Source organism: Thermocatellispora tengchongensis, assembly GCF_014202315.1.
Lineage (GTDB): Bacteria > Actinomycetota > Actinomycetes > Streptosporangiales > Streptosporangiaceae > Thermocatellispora > Thermocatellispora tengchongensis.
The window spans coordinates 209152-232547 of sequence record NZ_JACHGN010000015.1 but is presented as its reverse complement, the minus strand read 5'-3'; the positions used below and the strand labels follow the sequence as shown (position 1 = coordinate 232547).

The window sequence follows — 23396 nt, the reverse complement described above, 5'->3', positions numbered from 1 at the left end:
TGGACGAGACGGAGATGAACCGGCCGGGGCGGGCGCGTGTCTCAGCGGGCGGCGGTCAGCGGTGCGGGCAGCTCGGGGCCGCCGTCCGGGGCGAACAACTGCCGGTCGAGGTGGTCCACCGCGTACTCGATCGCGCCGAGGACCACGCACTCTCCCCCCAGGGTGGACGCCCTGAGCTCGGGCATCCGGACGCAGACGCGCGCGAGCCGGTCGCGCAGCGGGGGCAGCAGGACGTCGGCCGAGCGCGAGAAGCCGCCGCCGAGCACCAGGACCTCGGGGTCCAGCAGCAGCACCATCGCGGCGGTTCCCACGGCCAGGTCCTCCACGTAGCGGCGCACCGCCTCCAGGGCGACGGGATCGCCGGCCCTGGCCGCGGCGAGGGTGAAGCCGGCGGCGTCCTCGGCGGGCGTGCCCTCGGGCACGACCGGGCAGGAGTTGAGGTGTTCGGGCGCGTCGAACCAGCGGGCCTCCGGCAGCATGGCGATCTCGCCGGAGGCCGCGCCGAAACCGCGGTGGATCTTGCCGTCGATGATGAGCCCGGCGCCCATCCGCCTGGCGACGTGCAGGAAGACCACCTCGCGCGAGCCGCGTGCCGCCCCGCGCCGCAGCTCGGCCAGGGCGGCGAGGCGGCTGTCGTTCTCCAGCAGCACCTCGCAGGGGAACATGGCGCGCAGCCGCTCGCCGAGGTCGAAGCCCCGCCAGTCGGGGATGCCGGCCGAATACCTGATGACGCCGTCGGGGCTGAGGACGCCGGTCGTGCCCACGGCCACGGTCCACAGGTCGGCCGCGGTCTTGCCGCTCATGGCCAGGCAACCCTCGACCGCGGCCTCGATGGCCGCCAGCCGCTCGTCCACCGGCGTGCCGGGCTCGACGGGCTGCCTCGTCTCGGCGAGCAGGCGGCCGTCCAGGTCCGACAACGCGGCCCGGACGTTGTGCGCTCCTATGTCCACACCCACGAGAAAGCCGTTGTCGGCGCGGAAACGGTAGCGGCGGGCGGGCCTGCCCATGGTGCCCGGACTCGGCGGCACCTCCTCCACCCAGCCCAGGCCGACCAGCTCGTCCACGACCTCCTTGGTCGAGGGCCTGGACAGGCCGGTACGGTCGGCGAGCGCCGACAGGGGGAGCGGTCCCTCGCGACGCAGTTCCCTGATCGCCGACAGGGAGTTGAGCTGTCGCAGGCGCGACAGGTCGCCGCCACGCAGCGCCATCACCACCCCTAATGGAGGTCTCCTTTATTAACTCCCCAGTATGTCATGGATGAGCCCCGAGCCACCTGGCTTGGTGAAGAGCGCATCTTGACTGCCCAAACAGGCTGCTGCTACTAATGAAGGGCTCCTTCGTAAGTGTGAAAGGACGGGAGTCTGATGCCGTTCGTGGACATCGGGGAGATCGGCTGCGACCCCGCCCGGAGCCTCGTCTTCGAGCACGGCTGGCAGTCATGGAGCCCGACCGGCTCCTACCGCCTGCACGAGCGCCCTCCGCGCGCCGCCGACCCGACCATCCAGGTCCTCTGCTACCGCCCCGAGACACCGGTCCCGGACGGCGTGTTCCAGGGGGAGGGGCTGCTCGCGGTGGACCCGGGCGACGGCGGCCCGGTCTCGGTGTGGTCGGCGCCGTCGCCGCTGGAGGTCCCGTCCATCCGGGCGCGTCGCGAGGGCGGCAGGCTGGTCGTCTCCGCCGACGGGCCGGTGTCGCACTGGCAGGCGGAATCCGGCCTCGATCAGGCGCTGCGGACCTGGGCGGAGCGCATCGCCGAGGGCCACGCGCCGCCGGCCGTCCCCGCGGTCCCGCCGATGTGGTGTTCGTGGTACGGCTACTGGGACAAGGTCACCGAGGCCGACGTTGTCGACAACCTCCACCTCGCCGCGCGGCTCGGCATTCCCGCGGACATGTTCCTGCTCGACGACGGCTACGAGGCGGAGATCGGCGACTGGCTGGAGACGCGGCAGGGCTTCGGGTCGCTGGAGCGGACGGTGGGCACGATCCGCGAGGCCGGCAAGCGGGCCGGGATCTGGGTCGCCCCCTTCCTGGTCGGGCACCGGAGCCGCGTGTTCCACGAGCACCCCGAGTGGCTGGTCGGCGACGCCTGGGCGGGCCACATGTGGGACCAGGACCTCGCCGTGCTCGACGTCACGCATCCCGGGGCGGCCGAGCACCTCGTCACGGTGTTCGCCACCCTGCGCGCTCTCGGGATCACCCACTTCAAGCTCGACTACTGCTACGCCGGGGCGCTCCCCGGGCGGCGCGCGCAGGACGTGGACCCCATCGCCGCCTACCGGCGCGGGCTGGAGCTGATCCGCCAGGGCGCCGGCGAAGACGCGATCCTGCACGGGTGCGGCGCGCCCATGCTGCCGAGCCTGGGACTCGTCGAGATCATGCGGGTCAGCCCGGACGTCGCGCCGACCCTGATGCCGAGGTCCGGCGACCTGAGCCAGCCCTCCCAGCTCGGGGCCAGGCTCGCCGGCGCGGCCCGCGAGTTCCTGCACGCCCGCTGGTGGGTGAACGACCCCGACTGCATCATCGTCCGCCCGGACGTGGAGGCGCGCGAGGACTGGGCGGCGCACATCGAGGCCACCGGCGGCCTGCGCGGATCCAGCGATCCCCTCGCCGCCCTGGACGAATGGGGACTGCGGACCACCCGGCGGCTGATGGTCCCGACCAGGACGGACCCGTCGTGAGCCGCCCGGCCACACGTACGGCGCCGCCCGTACGGCCGGTCGCGGGGGCGCGGGCGGAGAAGGTCCCCGCAACCGTGAAGGGCGGGCGCCGGCGCGGCGACTGGTACGCCCACCTGTTCATCGCGCCCAGCCTCTTCGGGGTCGTGGCGTTCCTCCTCCTGCCCGTCCTCATCGTCTTCGGCCTGAGCCTGTTCGACTGGGAGCTGCTGTCGGAGCCCAGGTTCGTCGGCCTGGACAACTACGCCCGGCTGGCCGCCGACGGCCAGGTGTGGCACTCCCTGTGGGTGACGGTCCTGTTCGTCCTGCTGTGCATCCCGCTCCAGACCGTGCTCGCCCTGGTGCTCGCGCTCCTGCTCAACCGCAGGATCCGGGGCGTGCGCATCTACCGGGCCCTGTTCGTGGTCCCGTGGATGGCCACGCCCATCGTGATGGGCCTGGTCTGGCACTGGATCTTCGACCCCCGCGATGGCGCGCTCAACCGGGCCCTGGACCTGGTGGGCGTCACGGGCCCGGCCTGGTTGTCGGACCCCACCTGGGCCCTGCCCGCCGTCGCGCTGGTCAACGTCTGGCAGCACACCGGGTACACGATGTTGTTCTTCCTGGCCGGGCTGCAGGGCATCCCGCAGGAGATGTACGACGCGGCGGCCACCGACGGGGCCACGCCCGTCCAGCGCTTCTTCCACGTGACGCTGCCGCTGCTCAACCCGACCATGTTCTTCGTCAGCGTGACCAGCCTGATCGGCGCCTTCCAGGTGTTCGACACGATCTTCGCGATGACCGACGGCGGCCCCGGCCACAGCACCGAGGCGTTCAACTTCACCATCTACCAGACGGCGTTCAAGGAGTTCGACTTCGGCTACGCCGCCACGCTGTCCCTGCTGCTCTTCGTGATCATCCTGCTGGTCACCCTGGCGCAGGTCCGGTTCTTCGGCAAGCGCACCACCTATGACCTGAGCTGAGCGGCCATGAAACGAACCCTGCTGCACGCCGTCCTCCTCGCCGGCGCCTTCGTGTCGGTCTTCCCGTACCTGCTCGTGGTGCTCACCGCGTTCAAGTCGCAGGGCCAGCTCAACTCCACCGAGCCCTGGCTGCCCGGCGTCCCGCCCACCGGCGCCAACCTGGCCCGCATCCTGGAGGGCGACTTCCCCCGCGCCCTGCTCAACACCGTCCTGATGACCGCCGTGCTGACGGCGGGCCAGCTCGTGTTCACCACGTTCGCCGCCTACGCCTTCGCCCGCCTGCGCTTCCGCGGCCGGGAACCGCTGTTCTGGCTGTACCTGGCGACCATGATGGTGCCCGGCGCCGTCACCGTGATCCCGCTCTTCCTGATCATGCGGGAGCTGGGCCTGGTGAACACCTGGTGGGGGCTGCTCGTGCCCTTCCTGTTCGGCACGCCGTACGGCATCTTCCTCATGCGGCAGTTCTTCCGCGGCCTGCCCGCGGGCCTGGAGGAGGCGGCCCGCATCGACGGGGCGGGGCCGCTCACCATCCTCCTCAAGATCATGCTCCCGCTGTGCCGCCCCGCCCTCGGCACGCTCGCCATCATCACCGTGATCTCGTCCTGGAACAGCTTCCTGTGGCCGCTCATCATCACCAGCGGCGAGGACACGAAGGTCATCACGGTGGCGATGGCGACGCTCAAGGGCGGCGTCGGCGTGGACTACAACCTCCTGATGGCCGGCGGCCTCATCGCGCTGGTCCCCATGGTGGCGATCTTCATCTTCTTCCAGAGACACATCGTCAGGTCGGTGGTCCTCACCGGCCTGAAGTGAAAGGCGAACTCATGCGCTCCCCCCGCACAACCCCCCTCGCGGCGCTCGCCGGCGCCGCGATCCTGTCCCTCGCCGCATGCGGTTCCGGCTCGTCCTCGGCCGGCCCCGAGCAGGTCACGCTCACCTACCGGCTCTGGGACGAGCAGCAGAAGGCCGGCTACGACAAGGTCATGGCGGCCTTCGAGAAGGCCAACCCGGGCATCGACGTCAAGGTCGAGGTGCTGCCCTGGGACCAGTACTGGACCAAGCTGACCGCCGACGCGGTGGCCGGCACCGCCCCGGACGTGTTCTGGATGCAGCCCACGTCCTTCCCCGAGTTCGTCACCAAGGGCGTCCTGGCCGACATGAGCGAGCTCAAGCTCGACACCTCCAGGTACCACCAGACCGTCGTGCAGACCTTCACCTACCAGGGCAAGCTGTACGGCGTGCCCAAGGACTGGGGCATCGTCGGCCTGCTGTACAACAAGGACCTGTTCAAGGCGGCCGGCGTGGAGATGCCGGACAAGCTCACCTGGGCGCCCGACGGCTCCGGGACCCTGCTCGAAACGGCGCGCAAGCTCACCGTGGACGAGAACGGCAAGCACCCCGGCGAGGCCGGCTTCGACAAGGACAAGGTCGAGACCTACGGCTTCGCCTCCTGGAACCACTACCAGACGCAGTGGATGAACTGGGTGGTCTCCAACGGCGGCAAGCTGCTGGACAAGCCCTTCGGCAAGTACGCCTTCAACGACGACGCCGCCGTCCAGGCCCTGCAGTTCGGCGTCGACCTGGTCAACAAGCACTTCGTCTCCCCGCCCGCGACGCAGACCAACCCGCCCACCGGCAAGGTCACCGACATGTTCAACCGGGGCCAGGTGGCGATGTTCCCGGCGAACAACGCGCTGCTGCCCTTCGTCGCGCCGGAGGCGAACTTCGAGATCGGCGTGGCCATGATGCCCGAGGGCCCGGCCGGCCGCGCGGTCAACCTCAACGGCCTGGCCGAGGTCGTCTACGCCAACAGCAAGAACAAGCAGGCCGCCATGAAGCTGGCCGCCTACCTGGCCTCGGACGAGCCGCAGAAGCTCATGGCCGACGAGGGCTACGTCTTCCCCGCCATCACCGGCCTCGCCCAGGGCTACGTCGACTACTGGAAGGCCAAGAACCTCGACGTCACGCCGTTCCTGAAGGAGGCCGAGGGCACCACGTTCCCCCTGCCCGTCACCACCGGCTTCACCGGTTTCGAGAACAAGATGGTGCAGATCTTCAACGAGATGTACCTCGGCAAGATCACTCCCAAGCAGGCCGCCGACCAGGCGGTCGCCGAGGGCAACGCCAGCGTCGGATAGGAGCCCCCCGCCATGATCACCCGGCGTTCGCTGATCGCCGGGGGCGTGAGCCTGGCCGCGTTCGGGGCGCTGACCCGCCCCGCCGCGGCCCGCCGCCGCCCCCTCACCGACCCCTTCCGGCTCGGCGTCGCCTCCGGGGAGCCCACCCCCGGCGGCGTGGTGCTGTGGACCCGCCTGGCCGTCGATCCCCTCGCCGCCGACGGCCTCGGCGGCATGCCGGACCGCGCCGTGCCCGTCGAGTGGCAGGTCGCCGCCGACGAGGGCTTCCGCCGCGTCGTACGGCACGGCGTCGAGATCGCCCGGCCGGAGTCCGCGCACAGCGTGCACGTCGAGCTGGACGGCCTCGACCCCGGCGCGGAGTACTTCTACCGCTTCCGGACCGGGACCGAGATCTCCCCGGCCGGCCGCACCGTGACCGCGCCGGCTCCCGGCGCCCGCACCCGCGACCTGCGCTTGTCCTTCACCTCCTGTGCCGACTACCAGGCCGGCTGGTTCACCGCCTTCCGCCGGATGGCCGAGGACGAGCCCGACCTGATCGCCTTCCTCGGCGACTACATCTACGAGTACGGCGACTACAAGTACCCCGTACGCGACCAGGCCGGGGGCGAGTGCCTGGACCTGGCCGGCTACCGGCTGCGGCACGCCCAGCACAAGGCCGACCCCGAACTCCAGCTCGCCCACGCCATCGCACCCTGGGCCGTGGTCTGGGACGACCACGACATCGAGAACGCCTGGGCCGGCGACGTCCCCGAGCAGCCGGACCCGCCCTTCCTCCAGCGCCGGGCCGCCGCCTTCCAGGCGTACTACGAGAACATGCCGCTGCGCCGCGCCCAGCGGCCGTCCGGCCCGGACATGCGGCTCTACCGCACGCTCCGCTGGGGCGCGGTCGCCAACCTGCACATGCTCGACACCCGCCAGTACCGCGACCTGTACGCCTGCACCGGCAGGAGCGGCACGGTCGGCGCCGACTGCGCCGAGCGCTTCGCCCCGAACCGCACCATCCTGGGCGCCGAGCAGGAGGCGTGGCTGGACGGGGAGTTACGGGAGTCGGCGGCCACCTGGGACCTGCTGGGCCAGCAGGTCTTCCTCATGGAGATGGACTGGACCAACGGCGCGGGCAAGGGCTACTCCAACGAGGGCTGGGACGGCTACGTCGCCTCGCGCAATCGCCTGACCGCGGCCCTGGACACCTACAAGCGCAACGGAGTCGTGCTCACCGGCGACGTGCACTCGCACTGGGCCGGCGAGGTCAAGCGCGACTTCCAGGACCCCGAATCCGAGCCGGTCGCGGTCGAACTGGTCACCACCAGCGTCACCAGCGCCGGCAACGGCCTCGACGAGTACCCCAACACCGGCATCCTCCTCCAGGAGAACCCGCACGTGAAGTTCTTCAACGGCCGCCGGGGCTACGTGCGCGCCCGGATCTCGCAGAAGGAGATGCGGGTCGACTTCCGCTCCCTGCCGCGGGTCACCGAGCCGTACGCCGCCGCCTACACCTCGGGCTCCTTCGTCATCGAGCCCGGCGCCCCCCGACTGAACCCGGTGTGACGCCCATGCGCGCGACACTGGCCGCGCTGGCCGCGGCCCTGCTCCTGCTGCCCGCCGCCGCGGTGGCCCGTACCTCCGAGCCGCCCCCCGTACCGGCCCCGCCCATGGGCTGGAGCAGCCGCTCGCTCGGCTGCGGGGTCTCCGAGGCCGCGGTGCGGCAGGCCGCCGACAAGCTGGCCCCGCTCAGCCCGTACGGGTACCGCTACCTGATCGTCGATGACTGCTGGCTGGCGCCGCAACGGGCCGGCGGCGCGCTGGCGGCCGACCCCGCCCGGTTCCCCTCGGGCATCCCGGCCCTCGCCGAGTACGTCCACGGCAAGGGCCTGAAGCTGGGCCTGGCGCTGTCGGCGGGCACCAGGGCCTGCGCCGGGGGCGGCCCCGGCTCCTACCGGAACGAGGCCGCCGACGGGGCGCAGCTCGCCGGCTGGGGCGTGGACTACGTCAAGTACGACTGGTGCAACGTCCCCATGGGGGACTTCCCCGGCAAGGACTCCCGGGCGGTCGCCCAGACCCTCTACCCCCTGATGCGCCAGGCGCTCGGCGAGTCGGTCGTCTTCGCGATGAACAACGAGGACGGCAACTCCGTGCCGTGGTTGTGGGGCCCCGAGCTGGCCACCACGTGGCGGACCAACGTCGTCACCCGCCCCATCGGCGACACCTACGCCGGGATGGTGGACATCTGGGAGGTCAACCAGTTGCGCGAGGAGTACGCCGGGCCGGGTAGCTGGGCCGACCCCGACCTCCTCCAGGCCGGCCGGGGCGGGATGTCCGAGCTGGAGTACCGCACCCAGATGACGCTGTGGGCGATCGGCGCCGCGCCGCTCATCCTGCAGTCGCTCGACGCGCCGCCCGCGATCGTCGCCGACCCCGAGGTGATCGCGGTGAACCAGGACCCGCTCGGCGCGATGGGCCGCCTGGTGAAGACCGACGGCTGGTACCACGTGCTCGCCAAGCCGCTCAAGGACGGCTCGCAGGCGATCGCGCTGTTCAACGAGAGCGACCGCGCGGCCACCCTGTCCTGGGAGTTGCCGGAGGGCCGCTACCGGGTCGAGGACCTGTGGACGGGCGCCGTCAGCAGCACCCGGGGCGAGCTGGCCGCCCACGTGCCGGCGCACGGCGCGGTCATGTACCGGGTCGGCGAGCTCCGCGAGCAGGCGCCGCCGCTGGTGACCGTCGAGGTCGACCCGTCCATCCCCGGCGACGACCGGCCGTCGGCGCTGGAGCCGGGCAAGGAGAACCCGGTCGTCACCCGCGTCGTCAACACCGGCGCGACCGCGACCCTGCGGGACGTCGAGGTGACGCTGGCCGTACCGGAAGGGTGGCGGGCGCGGCCCGGCGGCCCGGCGGTGGCACGCCGCCTGGCGCCGGGCGAGGACTTCACCGTGACCTGGCACGTCACCCCGCCCTCCGGGGCCGAGCCGAAGTCCTACGACCTGGTGGCCACCGCGGGGCGGTGGACCGGCGCCGCGGTCGTCCGGGTGGCCACCGCCCCCGGGCCGGGCGTCTCCTTCCTGAGCGACCTGGCCTGGACGAACGCCAGGAACCACCTGGGTGCGCCGAAGAAGGACGTCAGCCACGACGGCAACACGCTCACGCTCGACGGCGTCGCCCACGCCAAGGGGCTGGGCGCCCACGCGCCCGCCGACATCGAGTACTACCTCGCGCGGCGCTGCTCGCGAGTCGAGTTCGTCGCCGGCGTGGACGACGAGGTGGGCGCCAACGGCTCGGTGGACTTCGAGGTCTGGGCCGACGGCGAACGGGTCGCCCGCACCGGGGTGATCACGGGCGCGCAGCCGGCTAGGAAGGTCACCGCCTCCGTGGAGGGCGCCCGGTACCTGCGCCTCGTCGTCACCAACGGCGGCGACAACGCCTACTACGACCACGCCGACTTCGCCGGTGCCACCGTCACCTGCAGCTAGATTCCCGGGGGACCATCCGTGATCATTCCCAGGCCGGTACGGCTGCGACCGCAGCCGGGCCGATTCGTCCTCGACGACCGCACCGCCCTGGAGGCCGACCCGCCGCTGACGCGGGTCGCCGCCTGGCTGAGGGGAGAGCTGGCCCCCGTGACCGGCGGCGAGCTGCTGCCCGGCGGACCGGCCTCGGGAACGATCCGGCTCCGGCACGCCGCCCTGCCCGAGGAGGCCTACCGGCTCACCTCGGGCCCCGGCGAGGTGCTGATCGAGGCCGGCGGCCCGGCCGGGGCGTTCTACGGGGCGCAGACCCTGCGCCAGCTCCTGCCCGCCCACGCCTACCGCAGGGCCGGCGCCCGGCACATGGAGCTGCCCGCCGTGCTGGTCGAGGACCGGCCTCGCTTCGCCTGGCGCGGGTGCCTGCTCGACGTCGCGCGGCACTTCATGACCAAGCACCACGTGCTGCGCTTCATCGACCTGATGGCGATGCACAAGCTCAACGTGCTGCACCTCCACCTGACCGACGACCAGGGCTGGCGGGTGGAGATCAGGCGCTACCCCCGCCTGACGGAGGTGGGCGGCTGGCGCAAGGAGAGCCAGACCGGCTGGAACGGCGCCATGGACGGGCGGCCCCACGGCGGCTACTACACCCAGGACGACATCCGCGAGATCGTCGCGTACGCCGCCGCGCGGCACATCACCGTCGTGCCCGAGATCGACCTGCCCGGCCACACCCAGGCCGCCATCGCCGCCTATCCCGAGCTGGGCAACCTCACCACCCCGCTGGAGGTCGGCACCACGTGGGGGATCGGCGTCAACGTGCTCAACGTCGAGGACTCCACGATCGAGTTCTTCACGCACGTTTTCGACGAGGTGCTGGAGCTGTTCCCCGGCCCGTACATCTGCGTCGGGGGCGACGAGTGCCGCAAGGACCAGTGGAAGACCAGCCCGGCGGCCCAGCGCCGGATGGCCGAGCTGGGCCTGCGCGACGAGGAGGAGCTGCAGAGCTGGTTCATCGGCCGGATCGGCGCCCACCTCACCGCCCGGGGCCGCCGCGTGCTCGGCTGGGAGGAGATCCTGGAGGGCGGCGGCCCGGACGGCGGCGCGACGGTGATCGCCTGGCGGGGCGACCTCGGCGCGGTCATCGCCGCGCGCGCCGGGCACGACGTGATCGCCGCCCCCAACACCGAGGTCTACCTCGACTACCGGCAGAGCGCCCGCGAGGACGAGCCGGTGCCGTTCGGCACCGTCCTGACCGTCGAGGACGTCTACGCCTTCGAGCCCGTGCCCGCCGAGCTGCGCGGCGACCCCGCCGCCGAGCGGGTGATCGGCGCCCAGTGCGCCGTCTGGACCGAGCTGATCGACTCCGACCGGCGGGTGGACTACATGGCCTTCCCCCGGCTGTCCGCCTTCGCCGAGACGGTCTGGAGCCCGCCCGAGCGCGACTTCGCCGACTTCTCCCGCCGGCTCACCGCCCATCTGGACCGGCTGGACACGATCGGGGTGGAGTACCGGCGGCCCGGCGGGCCGCTGCCGTGGCAGACCCGGCCCGGAGTGCCGGGCAGGCCCGAGGACCCCCGGGCGTGGCAGGCCACGCTCGACGCCTGGACCAGCAACCTCAGGGGTCTGCGATGAGCGTGCTGTCCTGGCCGGGGTGCGGGAACGTCCGCGACCTCGGCGGGCTGCCCACCCTCTGGGGCGGCCGCACCAGGACCGGCGCGCTGGTCCGCTCCGCCAGACCGGGCCCGCCCGCGACGCCCGCCCTGCTCGGGTACGGCGTGCGGCTGGTCGTCGATCTGCGGCTGGCGGCCGAGTGCGCGGCCGACCCCAGCCCGCTGGCGGGCCACCCGTGCTACCGCAACCTGTCGGTGCTGCGGGACGAGGACCGGGTCCTGGAGGCGATGGGCGACACCCTGCCCGCCATCTACCGGGCCGTCCTCGACCGGGGCGCCGACCGGCTGGCCCGCGTCGTGACGGCCATCGCCCGCGCGGAGCCCGGCGCGGTGCTCCTGCACTGCCACGCGGGACGCGACCGCACCGGCCTGGCGGTCGCCCTGGCCCTGGCTCTCGCCGGCGTCCCCGACGCGCACATCGCCCGCGACTACGCCCGCAGCGGCGAGAGCCTGCCGGCTCCCGCCGAGGGCCTGTGGGCCCAGGTCACCGAGGACACCATGCTGCGCACCCTCGCCTACCTGCGCGACGAGTACGGCGGGCCGGAGTCGTACCTCGGACTGGACCGGGACGTCGTCAGGCTGCTGCGCGCCCGGCTGACCCACCCCTGAAGGAGGAACCCCGTGACCAGACGATTAGCCGCCGTGCTGCTGCTCGTGGCGGCCTGCCTCGCCGTCCCCCTGCCCGCCCACGCCGCCACGGGCGTCGCGCTGACCGCCGCCCAGCTCGCCCAGGTCCGCCCCCTGACCTTCACCTCGACCGTCGCCGCGCGGGACGGCGTGGCCGCCACCATGCCGGTGACCAGGGTGAGGATGGACGCGGTCATCGCCGGAGGCCACACCACCCGCGCGATCTGCCACCCCACCAACCTGCACGTCTCCGTCGAGGTGCGGGGCTTTTGCTGGAACACCACCGACGACACCACCAAGAACTGGTTCCCGCAGGGCATCACCGGCAGCGGCGACGGAATGAACGGGTCGGTGCTCTACCCGCCCTGCGACGGCTGCCCGGGCCGGGAGATCGTGGCGGTGAGCTGGCGCAGCGGCGCCTCCCACGAGTACGGGGCGAACCGGCTGGCCAGGGTCACCTTCGCCGACGTCACGGCCGGCATGGCGGGGGCGCCGTACCGGCACGTCCTGCTCGTCGAGCCCGACGGCAGCGCCGAGGGCTTCCGCGAGATCGCCAGCCATGCCGACGGCATCTCCTGGTACGGCAACAAGCTGTTCATGGTGACCGGCGGTGATCCCGACGTGCCCGGCGGCGACCGGCTCGTGCGGGTCTTCGACCTGACCCACTTCTGGCGGATGAACTCCACCGCCTCGGGCAACGTCGGCTGCGTGGCGGGGGTCTGCTCGGCCGCCTACTCCGGCTTCGCCCTGCCGCAGATCGGCTACTACCGGCTCAGCCCGGCGTCGGTCTGCGCCGGCCTGGACCTGGCGCGCCCCTGCCTGAACGGCGTCTCCCTGGACAGGAGCGGCGCCGACCACCTGACCACCGTCGAGTACCGCAAGGACGGCTCGGGAGGCAAGATCCTGCGCTGGCCGCTCGACGCCGCCACCGCCCTGCTCAAGACCGGCTCCGACGGCATGGTCCACCCCACCGAGGGCTGGACCAGTCCCGTGTGGGACCTGCAGGGCGGCGTGTTCACCGGCGCCGCCGGCGTGCTCGTCGGCCTGTGCCCCGACGGCGCCCCGCCCGTCACCTACATGCCGGGGGGCACGGCCAACATCTCCGGCGAGTTCCGCAAGTCCTGCCTGCACCGGGTCACCGTCTCAGCCGACCGCACGACCCTCGACGTCCACTACATGACCACGGCGCCGGGCAACGCCCAGAACGCCTCCTACTGGCCCGCGACGGGACGGCTCTGGCTGGTCAACGAGTTCCGCGGCGACTACACCGACACCTACGAAAGCGACCGCCTGGTCCTGTCCCTGTCCTGCCCGGCCCTGACCTGCTGACCCCCGCCACCAGGCTTCGGCACGCACGGGGCCGGGTCCGGCAGATCCGGCCGGACCGAAAAGCGCGATCAAGCGTGCCGTGGACCCTGCCCCGTCCCACCGAAAGGGTCAGGAGATCAAGTAGGAGAACATGCCCATGATGCCCGTGGGGCGGGAGTGGCAAGTCAGTAAACCTGCGATCAGCGGAATCCCGCCCGTTGTTCATGGGCCGTTCGGTGGCGGCTGGCAGGCTCGCGGGAGCAAGATCCGCTTCACCTCTGGAGCCACAGCTACATGCGCAACGCACCACGGACGTTCCGCGCCGGCCCGGTCCGGCGCTGGAGACGTTCCGCCATGGTCACGGCGGCCCTCGCCACCTCTGTCCTGTCCTTCGCCGCCGCGCCGGGGGCGTCGGCCGCGACCTCCGGCGAGCCGGTGCCGGTGCAGTTGGTGTCGATCACCGACCTGCACGGCTACTTCGGCGAGTACACCACCACCGTGCCCGGGGCGCGGAGCGGGGAACCCGCCAAGCAGGTGGGCGGCGGCGCGTACCTGACCACCCACATCAAGCAGATCCGCGAGGGCAAGCCGAACTCGATCCTCTTCTCCGTCGGCGACGACTTCAGCGGCTGGCCGAACGAGACCGCGTGGTTCTGGAACGAGCCCACCATCGAGTACCTGAACCACCTCGGGCTCGACTTCTCGACCGTCGGCAACCACGAGCTGGACCGCGGGTACGCGTTCCTGCGCCACATGATGGACGGGACCTGCGAGGGACGCCCCGACGACGACCTGTGCTTCACCGACTCCACCGGCCGGCGCTTCCACGGCGCGGACTACGACTACCACTCCGGCAACATCGTGGACGAGCACACCGGCAAGCCGGCGCTGCCGCCGTACCGCATCGAGTACGTCGACGCCGGCGACGGCCGCAAGCTCCCCGTCGGGTTCGTGTTCGCCAGCACCAAGCTGCTCACCCAGGAGCAGATGTCGTACACCCCGAAGGGCTTCGACTTCCTCGACGAGGCCGACACGGTCAACAAGTACGCCGAGGTCCTGCGCCGGCAGGGCGTACGGGCCATCGTCGCGGTCATCCACGAGGGTTTCTCCCAGCAGTCGGGCGCGGGCTACAACGAGTGCGTCAACCCGTTCGGGCCCGCCGCGGAGTTCAACGCGCGCATCAGCCCGGAGGTCGACGCCGTCGTCACCGGGCACTGGCACGCCCTGGTCAACTGCATGCTCCCCGATCCGGCCGGCAACCCCCGGCCCGTCGTGGAGGCGGCCAACCACGGCCGGCTGATCAACGAGATCAACCTCCAGCTCGACCCGCGTACCGGCGAGGTGCTGCGCGACCGGACCACCTCGGTCAACCACGCCAACACCAAGGACGTGACGCCCGACGCGGAGACGCTCCGGATCGCGGCGTACTGGCGGCAGCAGATGGCGGCCCGCGGCAACACCCAGGTGGCGACCGTGACCGCCGACCTGCCCCGGTCGGCCGACGACAGCGCCGAGTCGCCCCTGCTCAACCTGACCGCCGACGCGTTCCTGTGGGCGGCCAACCGCGACGGCCGAGCCGACCTCGCGGTCGCGATGCCGGGCATCCTCCGCCGCGACATCAAGCACGCCCCCGACCCGGCCAACCCCGCCGACGCGCCGGGGCGCGTGCTGTTCCCCGAGGTCGCCGTGGGCCTCGTCTACGACTCCGGCATCGGCGTCGGCATCGTCCGGGGCGACATCACCGGCGCGCAGCTCGACGCGCTGCTGGAGAGCCAGTGGCAGCAGGCCGCCGACGGCTCGGTGAAGTACCGGCACATGGCGGTCTCGGGCAACGTCCGCTACACCTACGACCCGAGCAAGCCGGTCGGCCGGCGTATCGACCCGGGCGCCATCAGGATCGGCGCACGGCCGGTCTCGCCGCACGCGAAGTACCGGATCGCGACCCTGGCCAACAACTTCTTCGCCAAGAACGCCACCCCCGGCTTCACCGCCCTGTTCGAGGCGACCAAGCAGGACCGCAGCCTCTTCAACGGCGGCGACGCGGTGTGGCGCTACATGGAGAAGACGTCCCCGGTGCGGCCTCCGGCCCTCGGCCGCGCCACCCCGATCTCCGAAAGCCGATAGCACTCATGACCGAGGGCGGGCCGCGGGCCTGGGCCCGCCCTCACGTCGCTCCCCACCGGAGCGCACCACGGGGCCGTGTTAGCGTGATCCCGCCCACATCATCCCCCCGAGCGCTCGGGCAGGCACCGTGAAGATCACTCGTTGGGCCGCCGCCGGCATGACCCTGGCCGCCGTGGCCGCCCTGACACTGGCGCCCTCCGCGCCCGCGCAGGCGCTTCCCCAGGGGTCCTGCGGGAACTCCTATCGCAAGGTGGCCACCTATCCCCTCGTGGAAGGGGCGAAGGGCGGGGAGGCGCACGGCACCGTCACGCTCTACCACAGCCGTACGGCCCACAGGAAATGCGCCATCGCCCGGGTGGCGCGCTCCTACATCGGCCGGACGAGCTACCTGTACGTCGAGCTGTTCGTGGACAGGAACGGCAACAAGGAGTACGACGGCCCCGACACGGGGGTGGCCGACGGCAGCCCGCGCTACAAGTGGTTCGCGGGCCCGGTGTACGCGCCCGCCGACGGCCTGTGCGTGCGGTTCGCGGGGGCGGTGCGGATCGGCTCCAAGCCCGCCGTGCACGGGGGTACGCCGGACGGCGAGTGGAAGCACTGCGGTTAGAAGGGGCCCGGCCCGGCTCGGCTTCGCGATGCCGTTCCGCATCGCCCCCGTCCGTCAGGCGGCGCCGTAGCCGCGGCCCAGGGCGCGGTCCAGCGCGATCCGGGCGAGCCAGGCCAGCCCGGCGGTGAAGATCGGCGGGAACACGATGGGTCCCAGGGAGTAGCCGATGACGATGACGAGCGGGATCCACACCCGGTGCACCGCGCCGTACCACCTGTGGCCCGGGCCGACGCCGCCGAAGCGGGTGGCGGCGTCGGGCAGGGCGAAGAACAGCAGGGCGGCGATGATCGTCAGCACACCGTTCGTGACGCCTTCGAAGATCGCGAATCCGCCCAGGAACACCGTGGCCACCCACCAGGCGATGGGCCGCAGCCAGGGCCCTTCATCCTGCGGCGGCGGCGCTTCGTCGTCGTAAGCAGGGTCATAGGCGGGCAGTTCAGCCGTCATGCTGACAGACTAGCGATCGACACGGGTCGTTAGCGGCGGATGCGGAAGCCCAGCAATTGGACGATACGGTCTTGTCCTCGGTGAAGACCAGCCCTCTGGGCCCCAGCCACCGGCACCACGGTCGGCCGGCGCCGCGCCGTCCGTACGACCGTCCTGGCGGCCATCGGCCAGAGCGAATCGCGATCTGCCCGCTACATCTGGGGTGGGCCTCGTAGCCGTCGGACAGGTCCGGGACGGCCGCCTGCTGGGTGAGCGCGACGAACGGCTCGAACCGCGGCGCTCAGGGCCCATCGCACCCACAGGTCAGAGATGAGTCGTGGGGTGTTGGGCGATTTCTGACGGGACCCCTCCTACGCCCAGAATGTTCTGGTCCGACTACATAGCTTGTATTCCTACCTAGCTCGGTTTACCCTCTATCTCGTGCTGACAACACTGCTTGCCGCCGTGCTGGCGGCCTATCTCGCCGTCGTGTGCCCGCTGCTCGGCCGGCGCTCCTACGCCCGGTTGCTGCGCGAGCGCGACCGCGATCCGAACGCGCTGACGCGGGCGTACGCGTGGTACCTGGCCGAGTGGTGGACGCTAGCCGCCGCCGCCCTGCTGGTCGTGGTGCTGTCGCCCGGCATCGGGCCCGCGGCGGCCGGGCTCGCCCTGCCCGCCGACCTGTCCACCACGGCCGGGATGCTGACCGGGTTCGCCGTGGTCGCGGTGCCGCTCGCGCTGGTCGCGCGGCGGATGGCGCGAGCCGGGGTGGCCCTGCCGGGCCAGGCGGCGTACCGGGCGCTGCTGCCGCGCACGCCCGCCGAGCGCCGCCTCGCCCTGGCCGTTGCCGTCACCGCGGGGATCTGTGAGGAGATCGTCTACCGCGGCCTGCTCATCGCCCTCGGCACGCGCCTGCTCGGGCTGCCCGTCCCGGTGGCCGCCGCCCTCGCCCTGGCCGTGTTCGTCGCCGGGCACCTGTACCAGGGGTGGCGCGGCATGGCCCTGGTGACGCTGCTGGGGTTCTCGTTCACGGTGCTGTACCTGCAGACCGGGAGCCTGCTGCTGCCCATCGTGCTGCACATCCTGGCCGATGTACGCGGGCTACTGCTCGTCCCGCGTAGTCGGCCTGACGGCATAGGTAGGACCGCTACCGTGCCAGGATGAGGTCATGGCGACCGACCGACGCGCGAACTGGCTCAAGGGCGTCCTCGATCTGCTGGTGCTCGCCGGCCTGGCCGAGGGCGAGAGCTACGGCTATGAGATATCCAAGACGCTGGCCGAGGCCGGGCTTGGCCAGATCAAGGGCGGCACTCTGTACCCGGTGCTGAACCGGCTGGAGGAGGCGGGCCTGCTGGCCGCCGAGTTCCGGGTCACCGAACGCGGTCCTGGCCGCCGCTACTACCGCCTCACCGATCAGGGCCACGAGACGCTGCGCGAGCAGGGCGAGCTGTGGCTGGCCTTCGCGGATTCCGTACGTGCCGTGCTCACCAAGGGAAAGACGGGATGAGCGACTACTTCGACGAACTGGCCCGGCTGCTGCGCGAGGCCGGGGTTCCGCGGGAGCGGGTGGACGCCACGGTCGGCGACCTGGCGGCGTACGTGGCGGAGAGCGGCACCGCGCCGGAAGAGGAGTTCGGCCCGGCCGCGGCCTTCGCCCGCACGCTCGGCGCGGGCGCGGCGCCCGCCGAGTCCGCCGAGTCCGCCTCCGAGGGCGGCCGGTGGGTGTGGACGGCCGACATCTTCATCGACGAGCAGCGGCTGAACGAGTTCGGCGCGCAGGGCTGGGAGGTCGAGACCGTCGACAAACGGGGCATGTTCGTCAGCCGGCGCGATGCGGAGCGTCCCCAGCGCTGGGAGTACCGGCGCGAGGTCGTGGGCCGTGAGGGCCGGCGCGCGCTGGCCGAGCGGCTGGCCCCCGACGGCTGGGAGCCGTGCGGTTCCTGGGTGCACTATGAGTACTTCAAGCGCCCCGCCGCCGCCAGTGTGGGACCGGCCGCCGAGATCACCGCCCCACCGCCCGCACCCGCGGCCCGGATGTTCCTCAGCCGGCGCTTCTACGCGCTGGCCGCGGCGCTGTTCGCCGTCATCGCGGCGGTGGTGGCGGGTGTGGGGGTGGTCCTGACCGCCGTCACGCCCATCAAGGGCGCCCATTTCTGGACGGGGGCCGCGATCGGGGCGCTGGCCGCGCTGGGGGCCCTCTGGCTGATGCTGCGCCGTCTGCGCTGAGCGCGGAGACCGATCATGCTCTGCCGGGGTGGGGGCGGCCAGGCTCCGCACCAAGATGGCCACCGGATCGAGGACGAGGAACACCACGAGCAGGGCGATCAGCAGCACGAGCAACGCCCGCCGCATCCGGCGGGGAGCCGGCACGCCGGGCACGGTGCCCATTCCCAGCGCGGGTGACCGCGCTCGGCACGGGGGTGCGCGGAGCGTGGGCCTCGATCGCGGCCGGCACGTTCACGATCGGCACGGCGAGCACGAAGACCTGCTGCTTGACGTCCCGGCCGCGTTCACCGCCGGCGCCCTCCTCGGCGTGGCCACCGACTGGCTGCAGCGCGGCTGCCCCGCGCCTCCCGCCGAGATGGCCGTCCTGGCCTGGCCGCTCCTCAATGCGCTCTACCACCTCGACACCGACACACTCACCCCGACCGGACATAAGGAACCGCCCGGACCGGACCTGCTGCGGTCCGGCCAGGGCGGTCGCTCATCCGGCAGGGCGGTTACGGCTCAAGCAGGATGGAGTTGATCGGCGACAGGTTCTCGTGGTAGCTGCCGGGGCCCTTGCGCGGACCGCAGTTCTGACCGCCGTAGGAGGTGCAGAGCCGGAAGCCCGCGCCGCCTGTCTGGTTGTTGACGATGAGGCGGGTCCCGAACACGTTCTCCAGGTTGTAGGACCCGTACCTGTAGTACGTGTCCGGGGTGCCGTTCGGGGTGTTGTCCGGGTAGATGCACACGTGCCCGGACGGGCACCCCGCCCTGGCCGACTCCTGCGCCGTGGCCGCGCCGGCCATGCCGGCCGCCAGGACCAGCGTGGCGGTGGCGCCGAGCGCGGCGAGCGCTCCCCGGCGGAGGGTCGTACGGGTGGCCTTGTCGTTCTGCTCGCGCATGGTGCTACTCCGTTTCGTGAGTTACCTGGGCCGGGGCCGCGTACGGGATCGCCGCACGATCGCCCCTGGTCGTGGCGTGCCGGGCGCCTCACCCGGTTTCCGCCGCGAGCATCAGCAAAGCCGCGCGGCCGGGGTGTCCAACAGGCTCGCGGACGGACGCGGACGGACTCGGCCGATCCGTCCACTCGCGGCCAGGCTCGGACACTGTCGGTAATGGCTCGTACACTTTCAGGTATGATGAGGTCGCGTAGTGCTGGACAAGACGGGGTCCGGGCAGAGGGCGAAGGCGATCTCGCCGCCGAGGAGGCGCGTGGACCGGCGCTGGAGGCGGTGACCTGCCATGAGGATCTGGTGAAGCTGCTGGCCGAGCAGTTCGCGCGCGCCGACGCGTCGCTGCGGGAGTTACAGGCACGGGCCGACCGAGCGGGCGGGCCCCGACTGCCGCGGGCCACCTGCGCCGACATGCTGGCGGGTCGGCGTTTCCCCAAGAAGGCGGTGATGGTCGCGTTCCTGCGGGCGTGCCGCGTGCCCGAGCAGCAACTCCCGGCCTGGGAACGGGCGTGGGAGCGAGTACGGATCGCCCGAATGCCCGCCATGGCCGGGCTGTACAGGACCACAACGGCGAGATCAAACGGCACCACGGAACCGACCGCGCCGCAGCCGGGCCCGCCCGTCGAGCCGACCGCGCCACCGCCGGGCTCGACCGCCGGGCCGACCGCACCCCAACCACGGTCGGCCATCCAACCGACCGCGGCCGTTGGGCCCACCGTGCCGCATACGCTGCCGGCCATCGGGCCGATCGCGCCGGCGGTGGAGCGGACGGAACCGGCGGTAGGGCAGGTGTCGCCGGAAGTGGAGCGGACGACGCGAGCGGTGGAGCAGGCGGCACCGGTCCTGTCGCCCGTACCACCCGCCATAGAGCAGGCGGTGCGGGCGACAGAGCGGGTGGCACCGGTCGTGGAGCAGGCACCACCCGCCGTAGAGCGGGTGGAACGGGGCGTAGGACAAGCAGCACCCGCGGCGGAGCAGGCGGCACCCTCCGTCAAGCGGGCGGTGCCCGTGGTGGAGCCGGTGGTAGAGCAGACAGCGCCGGCCGTGGAGCGGGCGGTGCCTGGGGTGGAGCGGGGGGGGCGGGGCTTCGGTCGGTGGCGCGGGCGGCGGGTGGCTCTGTTGGTGGGGCTGCCGGCGGTGGCGGTGGTCGTCGCTGTCGGGGCGTGGCATGCGCTGCAGCCGCGCACTGTCACCGACGACGGGCGCGCGTTCGGCCGGGGTGGGTCGAGCCGGTTCACCGTCAAAGTCGATCCGGCCAACACGGGGGTGCGGCTGATCCGCCGTCTGGACGCCAACGTGCCGCTGCAACGTGCTTCCATCAGCGTGAACGGCGTACCGGCCGGGGAGTGGAAACCGCTGCTCGGCGGCACCTATGGGTGGCTGGACCAGAGCGTCGACATCCCACCCGCGCTGACCACGGGCCGCAGCTCGCTGACCGTGGTCAACACGTTCGTGTCCTCCGTCTGGGACTTCAACGAGTTCCGCTACGTCGTGAAGCAGAAGATCAACGGTGTCTGGTCGACCGCCGACGTCGTCGACATCGGCCCCGACCACACCGGCAGCGAAGCCGAGCACGACTACCGGATCACCGGGCAAACCTTCCGCGGCCACCGGACTTTCGACTATCCGCCCTCGGGGGAGAGCGCCGAGTGAGCCGATCCGTCCCACCACGAGAGGAGAACGCGATGCGACCGTCCGGCCGCTCCGTCCTGCCGGCCGCCATGCTGGTGGCGGCCATGCTGCTCGCCGATCCCGTTCCGGCGGCCGGCGCCATGGCGGTGCCGCAGGCCGTCATCGCCGCCGACTTTCCCGATCCGGAGGTGATCCGGGCCGGGGCGGCCTACTACGCCTACTCCACCAGCAGCGTGGCGGGGACGGTTCCCGTCGCCGCGGCGCCGGCCGCGTCCGGGCCGTGGACGATTCGCGGTGACGCGCTGCCCGTCAAGCCGGCCTGGGCCGGTGAAGGGGGGTTCTGGGCGCCCGATGTCTCCCGGCGGGCGGACGGGCGGTACCTCATGTACTTCACCGCCCCGAGCGCCGCGACCGGGCGGATGTGCATCGGCGCCGCGCTCGCGGACGGGCCGCTCGGTTCGTTCCGGCCCGTGGGCGACGGCCCGCTCGTCTGCGATCCGAGCGAGGGCGGCGACATCGACCCGGCGAGCTTCGTCGACACCGACGGACGGAGATATCTGCTCTACAAGAACGACGGGAACGCGCTGCCCGAGCCCAAGCCCTCGATCATCTGGCTGCAGGAGGTACGCGGCGATGGCGTCACGTTCGCCGGTCCTCGCAGGGAGCTGATCCGCAACGATCATCCCGCGGAGAACGGCGTGATCGAGGCGCCGGTGCTGGTGAAGCGTTCCAACCGATACGTGCTGTTCTACGCGGGCGGCTCCTACACCGGCAACGCCTACTTCACCGGCTACGCCGTGTCCTCCTCGCTCGCGGGCCCCTTCACCAAGGCGGAGCGGCCGCTGATGACGACCGATTCTCTCGGCGGGGCGGTGCAGGGCCCCGGCGGCGCCGACGTGCTCGGCGAGCGGATCTTCTTCCACGGCTGGGTGGGACGCGCGCGCTGGATGTACACGGCGGGGCTGGACTGGACGGGCGGCCTTCCCGCCGTAACGGGAGGGCCGTCCCGGTGAGCGCCGGGCCGCCTTCCCGGCGCCCTGTGGTGTGGGCGGGGAGGGGGTGCGGCACAGATCGGTCGGCCGCGGTTTGGACGCCTTCTCTTAGGTCACGACGCGACCTGAGCTCCGCCGCCTTCCTGGGTTCGCCCAGGTCCCACCCCGGACACACGCACACCCCGGCGCGGCGGGGCGGGTGCCGGGCGGGCCGGGCGTAGTGCACCGCCGGATGTATCCCGTTCATGCAGCACCTGACGGCCGATCAGGTGGGCGGGCACGACTGCGCCACGAATACGTACGCCGACTTCTCGGTCGCAACGCCAGACGTGCATGCACTCATCTCGGCATGCCCGCCGTCTCGGCAGCGGGCGTCCACGCAGGAGAGTCCCGGGGAGGTAAGACGGCCATCCGTGACGATCTCGCGCGCCGGCGGTGAGGCCGCTCATCTCTACGGCAAGGTCAGTGCGAATGAACCTGCGAATGAGCCTCTTCGAGAGAACATCCCGCCAGGATGGCCGCGACCCCATTGGCGAAGTTGGAGCACTCGAAGATGTCCTTGTGCGGGCAGGCGAAGCCATGGGCGATGGCGGTGCGTGCCACCTGAGCCTGGGCGATCCGTTGATCCAGCTCGGCGAGCTTGCGCTGGTACAGCTCCCGCCAACCCTCGCCGGTCGGCGAACGAGACGCGATGAACGCTTTGATCTCCCGCAACGTGAAACCGACATCTCGCAGCAACACGACCACACCGACCAGCCCGACTGCCGATGGCGGATAACGTCGTTGGCCTGAGACCCGGGCCGGCGCCGGTAGCAGGCCGAGTTCCTCCCAGTAGCGCAGGGCGGAGGCGGCGACACCCGTGCGGCTCGCCAGCTCACCGATCGTCAACTGCTCACCCATTGACTTCAAGCATACTTGAAGCCGTTGACTGGCGATCATGCAGGCAATAGGTACATCTCTCAAGCAACGCGCGATCAGATATCTGGTGCGCCAGGCCCATCACCCTCGGGGCGTCGTCGGGTGGGCGGAAGGCTGGATGTTCGCTCTTCGCCCCTCCAACCGGAAGCGCAACGTCTGGGCGGTGTCGTTGCTGGACGTGCAGCCCACCGACCGGGTGCTTGAGATCGGCTTCGGTCCCGGCCTCGCCATCGCCGAGTTCGCCGGCCTCGTCACTCGGGGCCACGTCTTCGGCATCGACCACTCGCAGGCCATGGTCCGGCAGGCCGCCCGCCGCAACGCCGCCGCCATCCGCGCCCACCGGGTGCACCTCACGTGCGCCTCCGTGGAGCGGTTGCCGAGCTTCGGCGAGCCGCTTGACGCCATCCTCGCCGTCAACTCCGTTGGGTTCTGGCCCGACCCGGTGGAGCGGCTTCGCGAGCTGCGCCGGCTGCTCCGCCCCGCAGGACGCATTGCGCTCGTCAGCCAGCCCCGCTGCCCCGGTGCCACCCGGGACACCACGGTCCGAGCCGCCCAAGAGCTCCAGGACATGCTCACCCAGGCCGGCTTCACCCATCTCCGGGTGGAGACCCTCGAGCTCGACCCGCCCGTCGCCTGTGTGCTGGCCAACAACCCGACCGGCATGCAATCTCCTGCGATCTGAGATGACTGCTCAT

General features: G+C 71.8%; 22 protein-coding genes. 18 read left to right on the top strand and 4 right to left on the bottom strand.

Going from position 1 to position 23396, the window contains the following annotated elements; all coding sequences use genetic code 11:
* Positions 1 to 41 precede the first annotated feature (41 nt).
* Entirely contained in the window at positions 42 to 1208 is a 1167-nt protein-coding gene (locus HNP84_RS31960) for an ROK family transcriptional regulator (protein ID WP_185053661.1), read from the bottom strand.
* Between the two features lie 156 nt (positions 1209 to 1364).
* On the opposite strand from HNP84_RS31960, the gene HNP84_RS31955 reads away from it, so the two are divergent.
* The 11 genes from HNP84_RS31955 to HNP84_RS31905 all read left to right on the top strand — a co-directional run bounded on the left by HNP84_RS31955 (position 1365) and on the right by HNP84_RS31905 (position 15575).
* Complete coding sequence (locus HNP84_RS31955) at positions 1365 to 2678, top strand: glycoside hydrolase family 36 protein (protein ID WP_185053660.1); 1314 nt, start codon at positions 1365 to 1367, stop codon at positions 2676 to 2678.
* Positions 2675 to 3637 (top strand): carbohydrate ABC transporter permease, encoded by a 963-nt coding sequence (locus HNP84_RS31950; RefSeq protein ID WP_221337000.1) that lies wholly within the window; start codon positions 2675 to 2677, stop codon positions 3635 to 3637. The genes HNP84_RS31955 and HNP84_RS31950 overlap by 4 nt, the downstream gene beginning before the upstream one ends.
* A 6-nt stretch (positions 3638 to 3643) precedes the next feature.
* Positions 3644 to 4450: a carbohydrate ABC transporter permease gene (locus HNP84_RS31945; protein ID WP_185053658.1), complete on the top strand. Its 807-nt coding sequence runs from the start codon at positions 3644 to 3646 to the stop codon at positions 4448 to 4450.
* Positions 4451 to 4461: 11 nt separating this feature from the next.
* Positions 4462 to 5775, top strand: a complete 1314-nt coding sequence (locus HNP84_RS31940) for an ABC transporter substrate-binding protein (protein ID WP_185053657.1) — start codon at positions 4462 to 4464, stop codon at positions 5773 to 5775.
* Between the two features lie 12 nt (positions 5776 to 5787).
* Positions 5788 to 7323: an alkaline phosphatase D family protein gene (locus HNP84_RS31935; protein WP_185053656.1), complete on the top strand. Its 1536-nt coding sequence runs from the start codon at positions 5788 to 5790 to the stop codon at positions 7321 to 7323.
* A 5-nt stretch (positions 7324 to 7328) separates the two neighbouring features.
* The gene (locus tag HNP84_RS31930) at positions 7329 to 9242 is read left to right on the top strand and encodes an NPCBM/NEW2 domain-containing protein (RefSeq protein ID WP_185053655.1); all 1914 of its coding nucleotides are present in this window, start codon (positions 7329 to 7331) and stop codon (positions 9240 to 9242) included.
* Positions 9243 to 10871 carry a beta-N-acetylhexosaminidase gene (locus HNP84_RS31925; RefSeq protein ID WP_376771992.1) on the top strand — a complete coding sequence of 543 codons (1629 nt, stop codon included), beginning with the start codon at positions 9243 to 9245 and terminating at the stop codon, positions 10869 to 10871. It abuts the gene before it with no gap.
* On the top strand, positions 10868 to 11518 hold the full coding sequence (locus tag HNP84_RS31920) for a tyrosine-protein phosphatase (RefSeq protein ID WP_185053653.1): 651 nt from the start codon (positions 10868 to 10870) through the stop codon (positions 11516 to 11518). The genes HNP84_RS31925 and HNP84_RS31920 overlap by 4 nt, the downstream gene beginning before the upstream one ends.
* Positions 11519 to 11530: 12 nt before the next feature.
* On the top strand, positions 11531 to 12865 hold the full coding sequence (locus HNP84_RS31915) for a hypothetical protein (protein WP_185053652.1): 1335 nt from the start codon (positions 11531 to 11533) through the stop codon (positions 12863 to 12865).
* A 333-nt stretch (positions 12866 to 13198) separates the two neighbouring features.
* The gene (locus HNP84_RS31910) at positions 13199 to 14968 is read left to right on the top strand and encodes a bifunctional metallophosphatase/5'-nucleotidase (RefSeq protein ID WP_221336999.1); all 1770 of its coding nucleotides are present in this window, start codon (positions 13199 to 13201) and stop codon (positions 14966 to 14968) included.
* Between the two features lie 127 nt (positions 14969 to 15095).
* Positions 15096 to 15575 carry a hypothetical protein gene (locus HNP84_RS31905; protein WP_185053650.1) on the top strand — a complete coding sequence of 160 codons (480 nt, stop codon included), beginning with the start codon at positions 15096 to 15098 and terminating at the stop codon, positions 15573 to 15575.
* Positions 15576 to 15629: 54 nt separating this feature from the next.
* On the opposite strand, the gene HNP84_RS31900 is transcribed toward HNP84_RS31905, so the two are convergent.
* Complete coding sequence (locus HNP84_RS31900) at positions 15630 to 16022, bottom strand: hypothetical protein (protein WP_221336998.1); 393 nt, start codon at positions 16020 to 16022, stop codon at positions 15630 to 15632.
* Positions 16023 to 16442: 420 nt separating this feature from the next.
* On the opposite strand from HNP84_RS31900, the gene HNP84_RS31895 reads away from it, so the two are divergent.
* The 4 genes from HNP84_RS31895 (at position 16443) to HNP84_RS53755 (ending at position 18747) form a co-directional block, all read left to right on the top strand.
* The gene (locus tag HNP84_RS31895) at positions 16443 to 17165 is read left to right on the top strand and encodes a CPBP family intramembrane glutamic endopeptidase (RefSeq protein WP_185053649.1); all 723 of its coding nucleotides are present in this window, start codon (positions 16443 to 16445) and stop codon (positions 17163 to 17165) included.
* A gap of 4 nt (positions 17166 to 17169) precedes the next feature.
* On the top strand, positions 17170 to 17508 hold the full coding sequence (locus HNP84_RS31890) for a PadR family transcriptional regulator (RefSeq protein ID WP_185053648.1): 339 nt from the start codon (positions 17170 to 17172) through the stop codon (positions 17506 to 17508).
* On the top strand, positions 17505 to 18227 hold the full coding sequence (locus HNP84_RS31885) for a hypothetical protein (protein ID WP_185053647.1): 723 nt from the start codon (positions 17505 to 17507) through the stop codon (positions 18225 to 18227). The genes HNP84_RS31890 and HNP84_RS31885 overlap by 4 nt, the downstream gene beginning before the upstream one ends.
* A gap of 205 nt (positions 18228 to 18432) precedes the next feature.
* Entirely contained in the window at positions 18433 to 18747 is a 315-nt protein-coding gene (locus tag HNP84_RS53755; protein WP_246518975.1) for a TetR-like C-terminal domain-containing protein, read from the top strand.
* Here the strand turns inward: HNP84_RS53755 and HNP84_RS31875 are convergent.
* Positions 18722 to 19108 carry a hypothetical protein gene (locus HNP84_RS31875; protein ID WP_185053646.1) on the bottom strand — a complete coding sequence of 129 codons (387 nt, stop codon included), beginning with the start codon at positions 19106 to 19108 and terminating at the stop codon, positions 18722 to 18724. The genes HNP84_RS53755 and HNP84_RS31875 overlap by 26 nt on opposite strands.
* A gap of 234 nt (positions 19109 to 19342) precedes the next feature.
* On the opposite strand from HNP84_RS31875, the gene HNP84_RS31870 reads away from it, so the two are divergent.
* Positions 19343 to 20812: a hypothetical protein gene (locus HNP84_RS31870; protein WP_185053645.1), complete on the top strand. Its 1470-nt coding sequence runs from the start codon at positions 19343 to 19345 to the stop codon at positions 20810 to 20812.
* Positions 20813 to 20844: 32 nt separating this feature from the next.
* A complete protein-coding gene (locus HNP84_RS31865) occupies positions 20845 to 21804 on the top strand; it encodes a glycoside hydrolase family 43 protein (RefSeq protein ID WP_221336997.1) in 960 nt (319 codons plus the stop codon).
* A 441-nt stretch (positions 21805 to 22245) separates the two neighbouring features.
* On the opposite strand, the gene HNP84_RS31860 is transcribed toward HNP84_RS31865, so the two are convergent.
* Positions 22246 to 22683: a MerR family transcriptional regulator gene (locus tag HNP84_RS31860; protein ID WP_185053644.1), complete on the bottom strand. Its 438-nt coding sequence runs from the start codon at positions 22681 to 22683 to the stop codon at positions 22246 to 22248.
* Positions 22684 to 22819: 136 nt separating this feature from the next.
* On the opposite strand from HNP84_RS31860, the gene HNP84_RS31855 reads away from it, so the two are divergent.
* Complete coding sequence (locus tag HNP84_RS31855) at positions 22820 to 23383, top strand: class I SAM-dependent methyltransferase (RefSeq protein ID WP_221336996.1); 564 nt, start codon at positions 22820 to 22822, stop codon at positions 23381 to 23383.
* Positions 23384 to 23396 lie beyond the last annotated feature (13 nt).

What these genes read in the sequence shown, in the direction of transcription:
- HNP84_RS31960 (WP_185053661.1), bottom strand. Translation starts at nt 1,208, where the DNA reads ATGGCGCTGCGTGGCGGCGACCTGTCGCGCCTGCGACAGCTCAACTCC.
- HNP84_RS31955 (WP_185053660.1), top strand. Translation starts at nt 1,365, where the DNA reads ATGCCGTTCGTGGACATCGGGGAGATCGGCTGCGACCCCGCCCGGAGC.
- HNP84_RS31945 (WP_185053658.1), top strand. Translation starts at nt 3,644, where the DNA reads ATGAAACGAACCCTGCTGCACGCCGTCCTCCTCGCCGGCGCCTTCGTG.
- HNP84_RS31940 (WP_185053657.1), top strand. Translation starts at nt 4,462, where the DNA reads ATGCGCTCCCCCCGCACAACCCCCCTCGCGGCGCTCGCCGGCGCCGCG.
- HNP84_RS31935 (WP_185053656.1), top strand. Translation starts at nt 5,788, where the DNA reads ATGATCACCCGGCGTTCGCTGATCGCCGGGGGCGTGAGCCTGGCCGCG.
- HNP84_RS31930 (WP_185053655.1), top strand. Translation starts at nt 7,329, where the DNA reads ATGCGCGCGACACTGGCCGCGCTGGCCGCGGCCCTGCTCCTGCTGCCC.
- HNP84_RS31920 (WP_185053653.1), top strand. Translation starts at nt 10,868, where the DNA reads ATGAGCGTGCTGTCCTGGCCGGGGTGCGGGAACGTCCGCGACCTCGGC.
- HNP84_RS31910 (WP_221336999.1), top strand. Translation starts at nt 13,199, where the DNA reads ATGGTCACGGCGGCCCTCGCCACCTCTGTCCTGTCCTTCGCCGCCGCG.
- HNP84_RS31900 (WP_221336998.1), bottom strand. Translation starts at nt 16,022, where the DNA reads ATGACGGCTGAACTGCCCGCCTATGACCCTGCTTACGACGACGAAGCG.
- HNP84_RS31890 (WP_185053648.1), top strand. Translation starts at nt 17,170, where the DNA reads ATGGCGACCGACCGACGCGCGAACTGGCTCAAGGGCGTCCTCGATCTG.
- HNP84_RS31885 (WP_185053647.1), top strand. Translation starts at nt 17,505, where the DNA reads ATGAGCGACTACTTCGACGAACTGGCCCGGCTGCTGCGCGAGGCCGGG.
- HNP84_RS31875 (WP_185053646.1), bottom strand. Translation starts at nt 19,108, where the DNA reads ATGCGCGAGCAGAACGACAAGGCCACCCGTACGACCCTCCGCCGGGGA.
- HNP84_RS31870 (WP_185053645.1), top strand. Translation starts at nt 19,343, where the DNA reads ATGATGAGGTCGCGTAGTGCTGGACAAGACGGGGTCCGGGCAGAGGGC.
- HNP84_RS31865 (WP_221336997.1), top strand. Translation starts at nt 20,845, where the DNA reads ATGCGACCGTCCGGCCGCTCCGTCCTGCCGGCCGCCATGCTGGTGGCG.
- HNP84_RS31860 (WP_185053644.1), bottom strand. Translation starts at nt 22,683, where the DNA reads ATGGGTGAGCAGTTGACGATCGGTGAGCTGGCGAGCCGCACGGGTGTC.
- HNP84_RS31855 (WP_221336996.1), top strand. Translation starts at nt 22,820, where the DNA reads ATGTTCGCTCTTCGCCCCTCCAACCGGAAGCGCAACGTCTGGGCGGTG.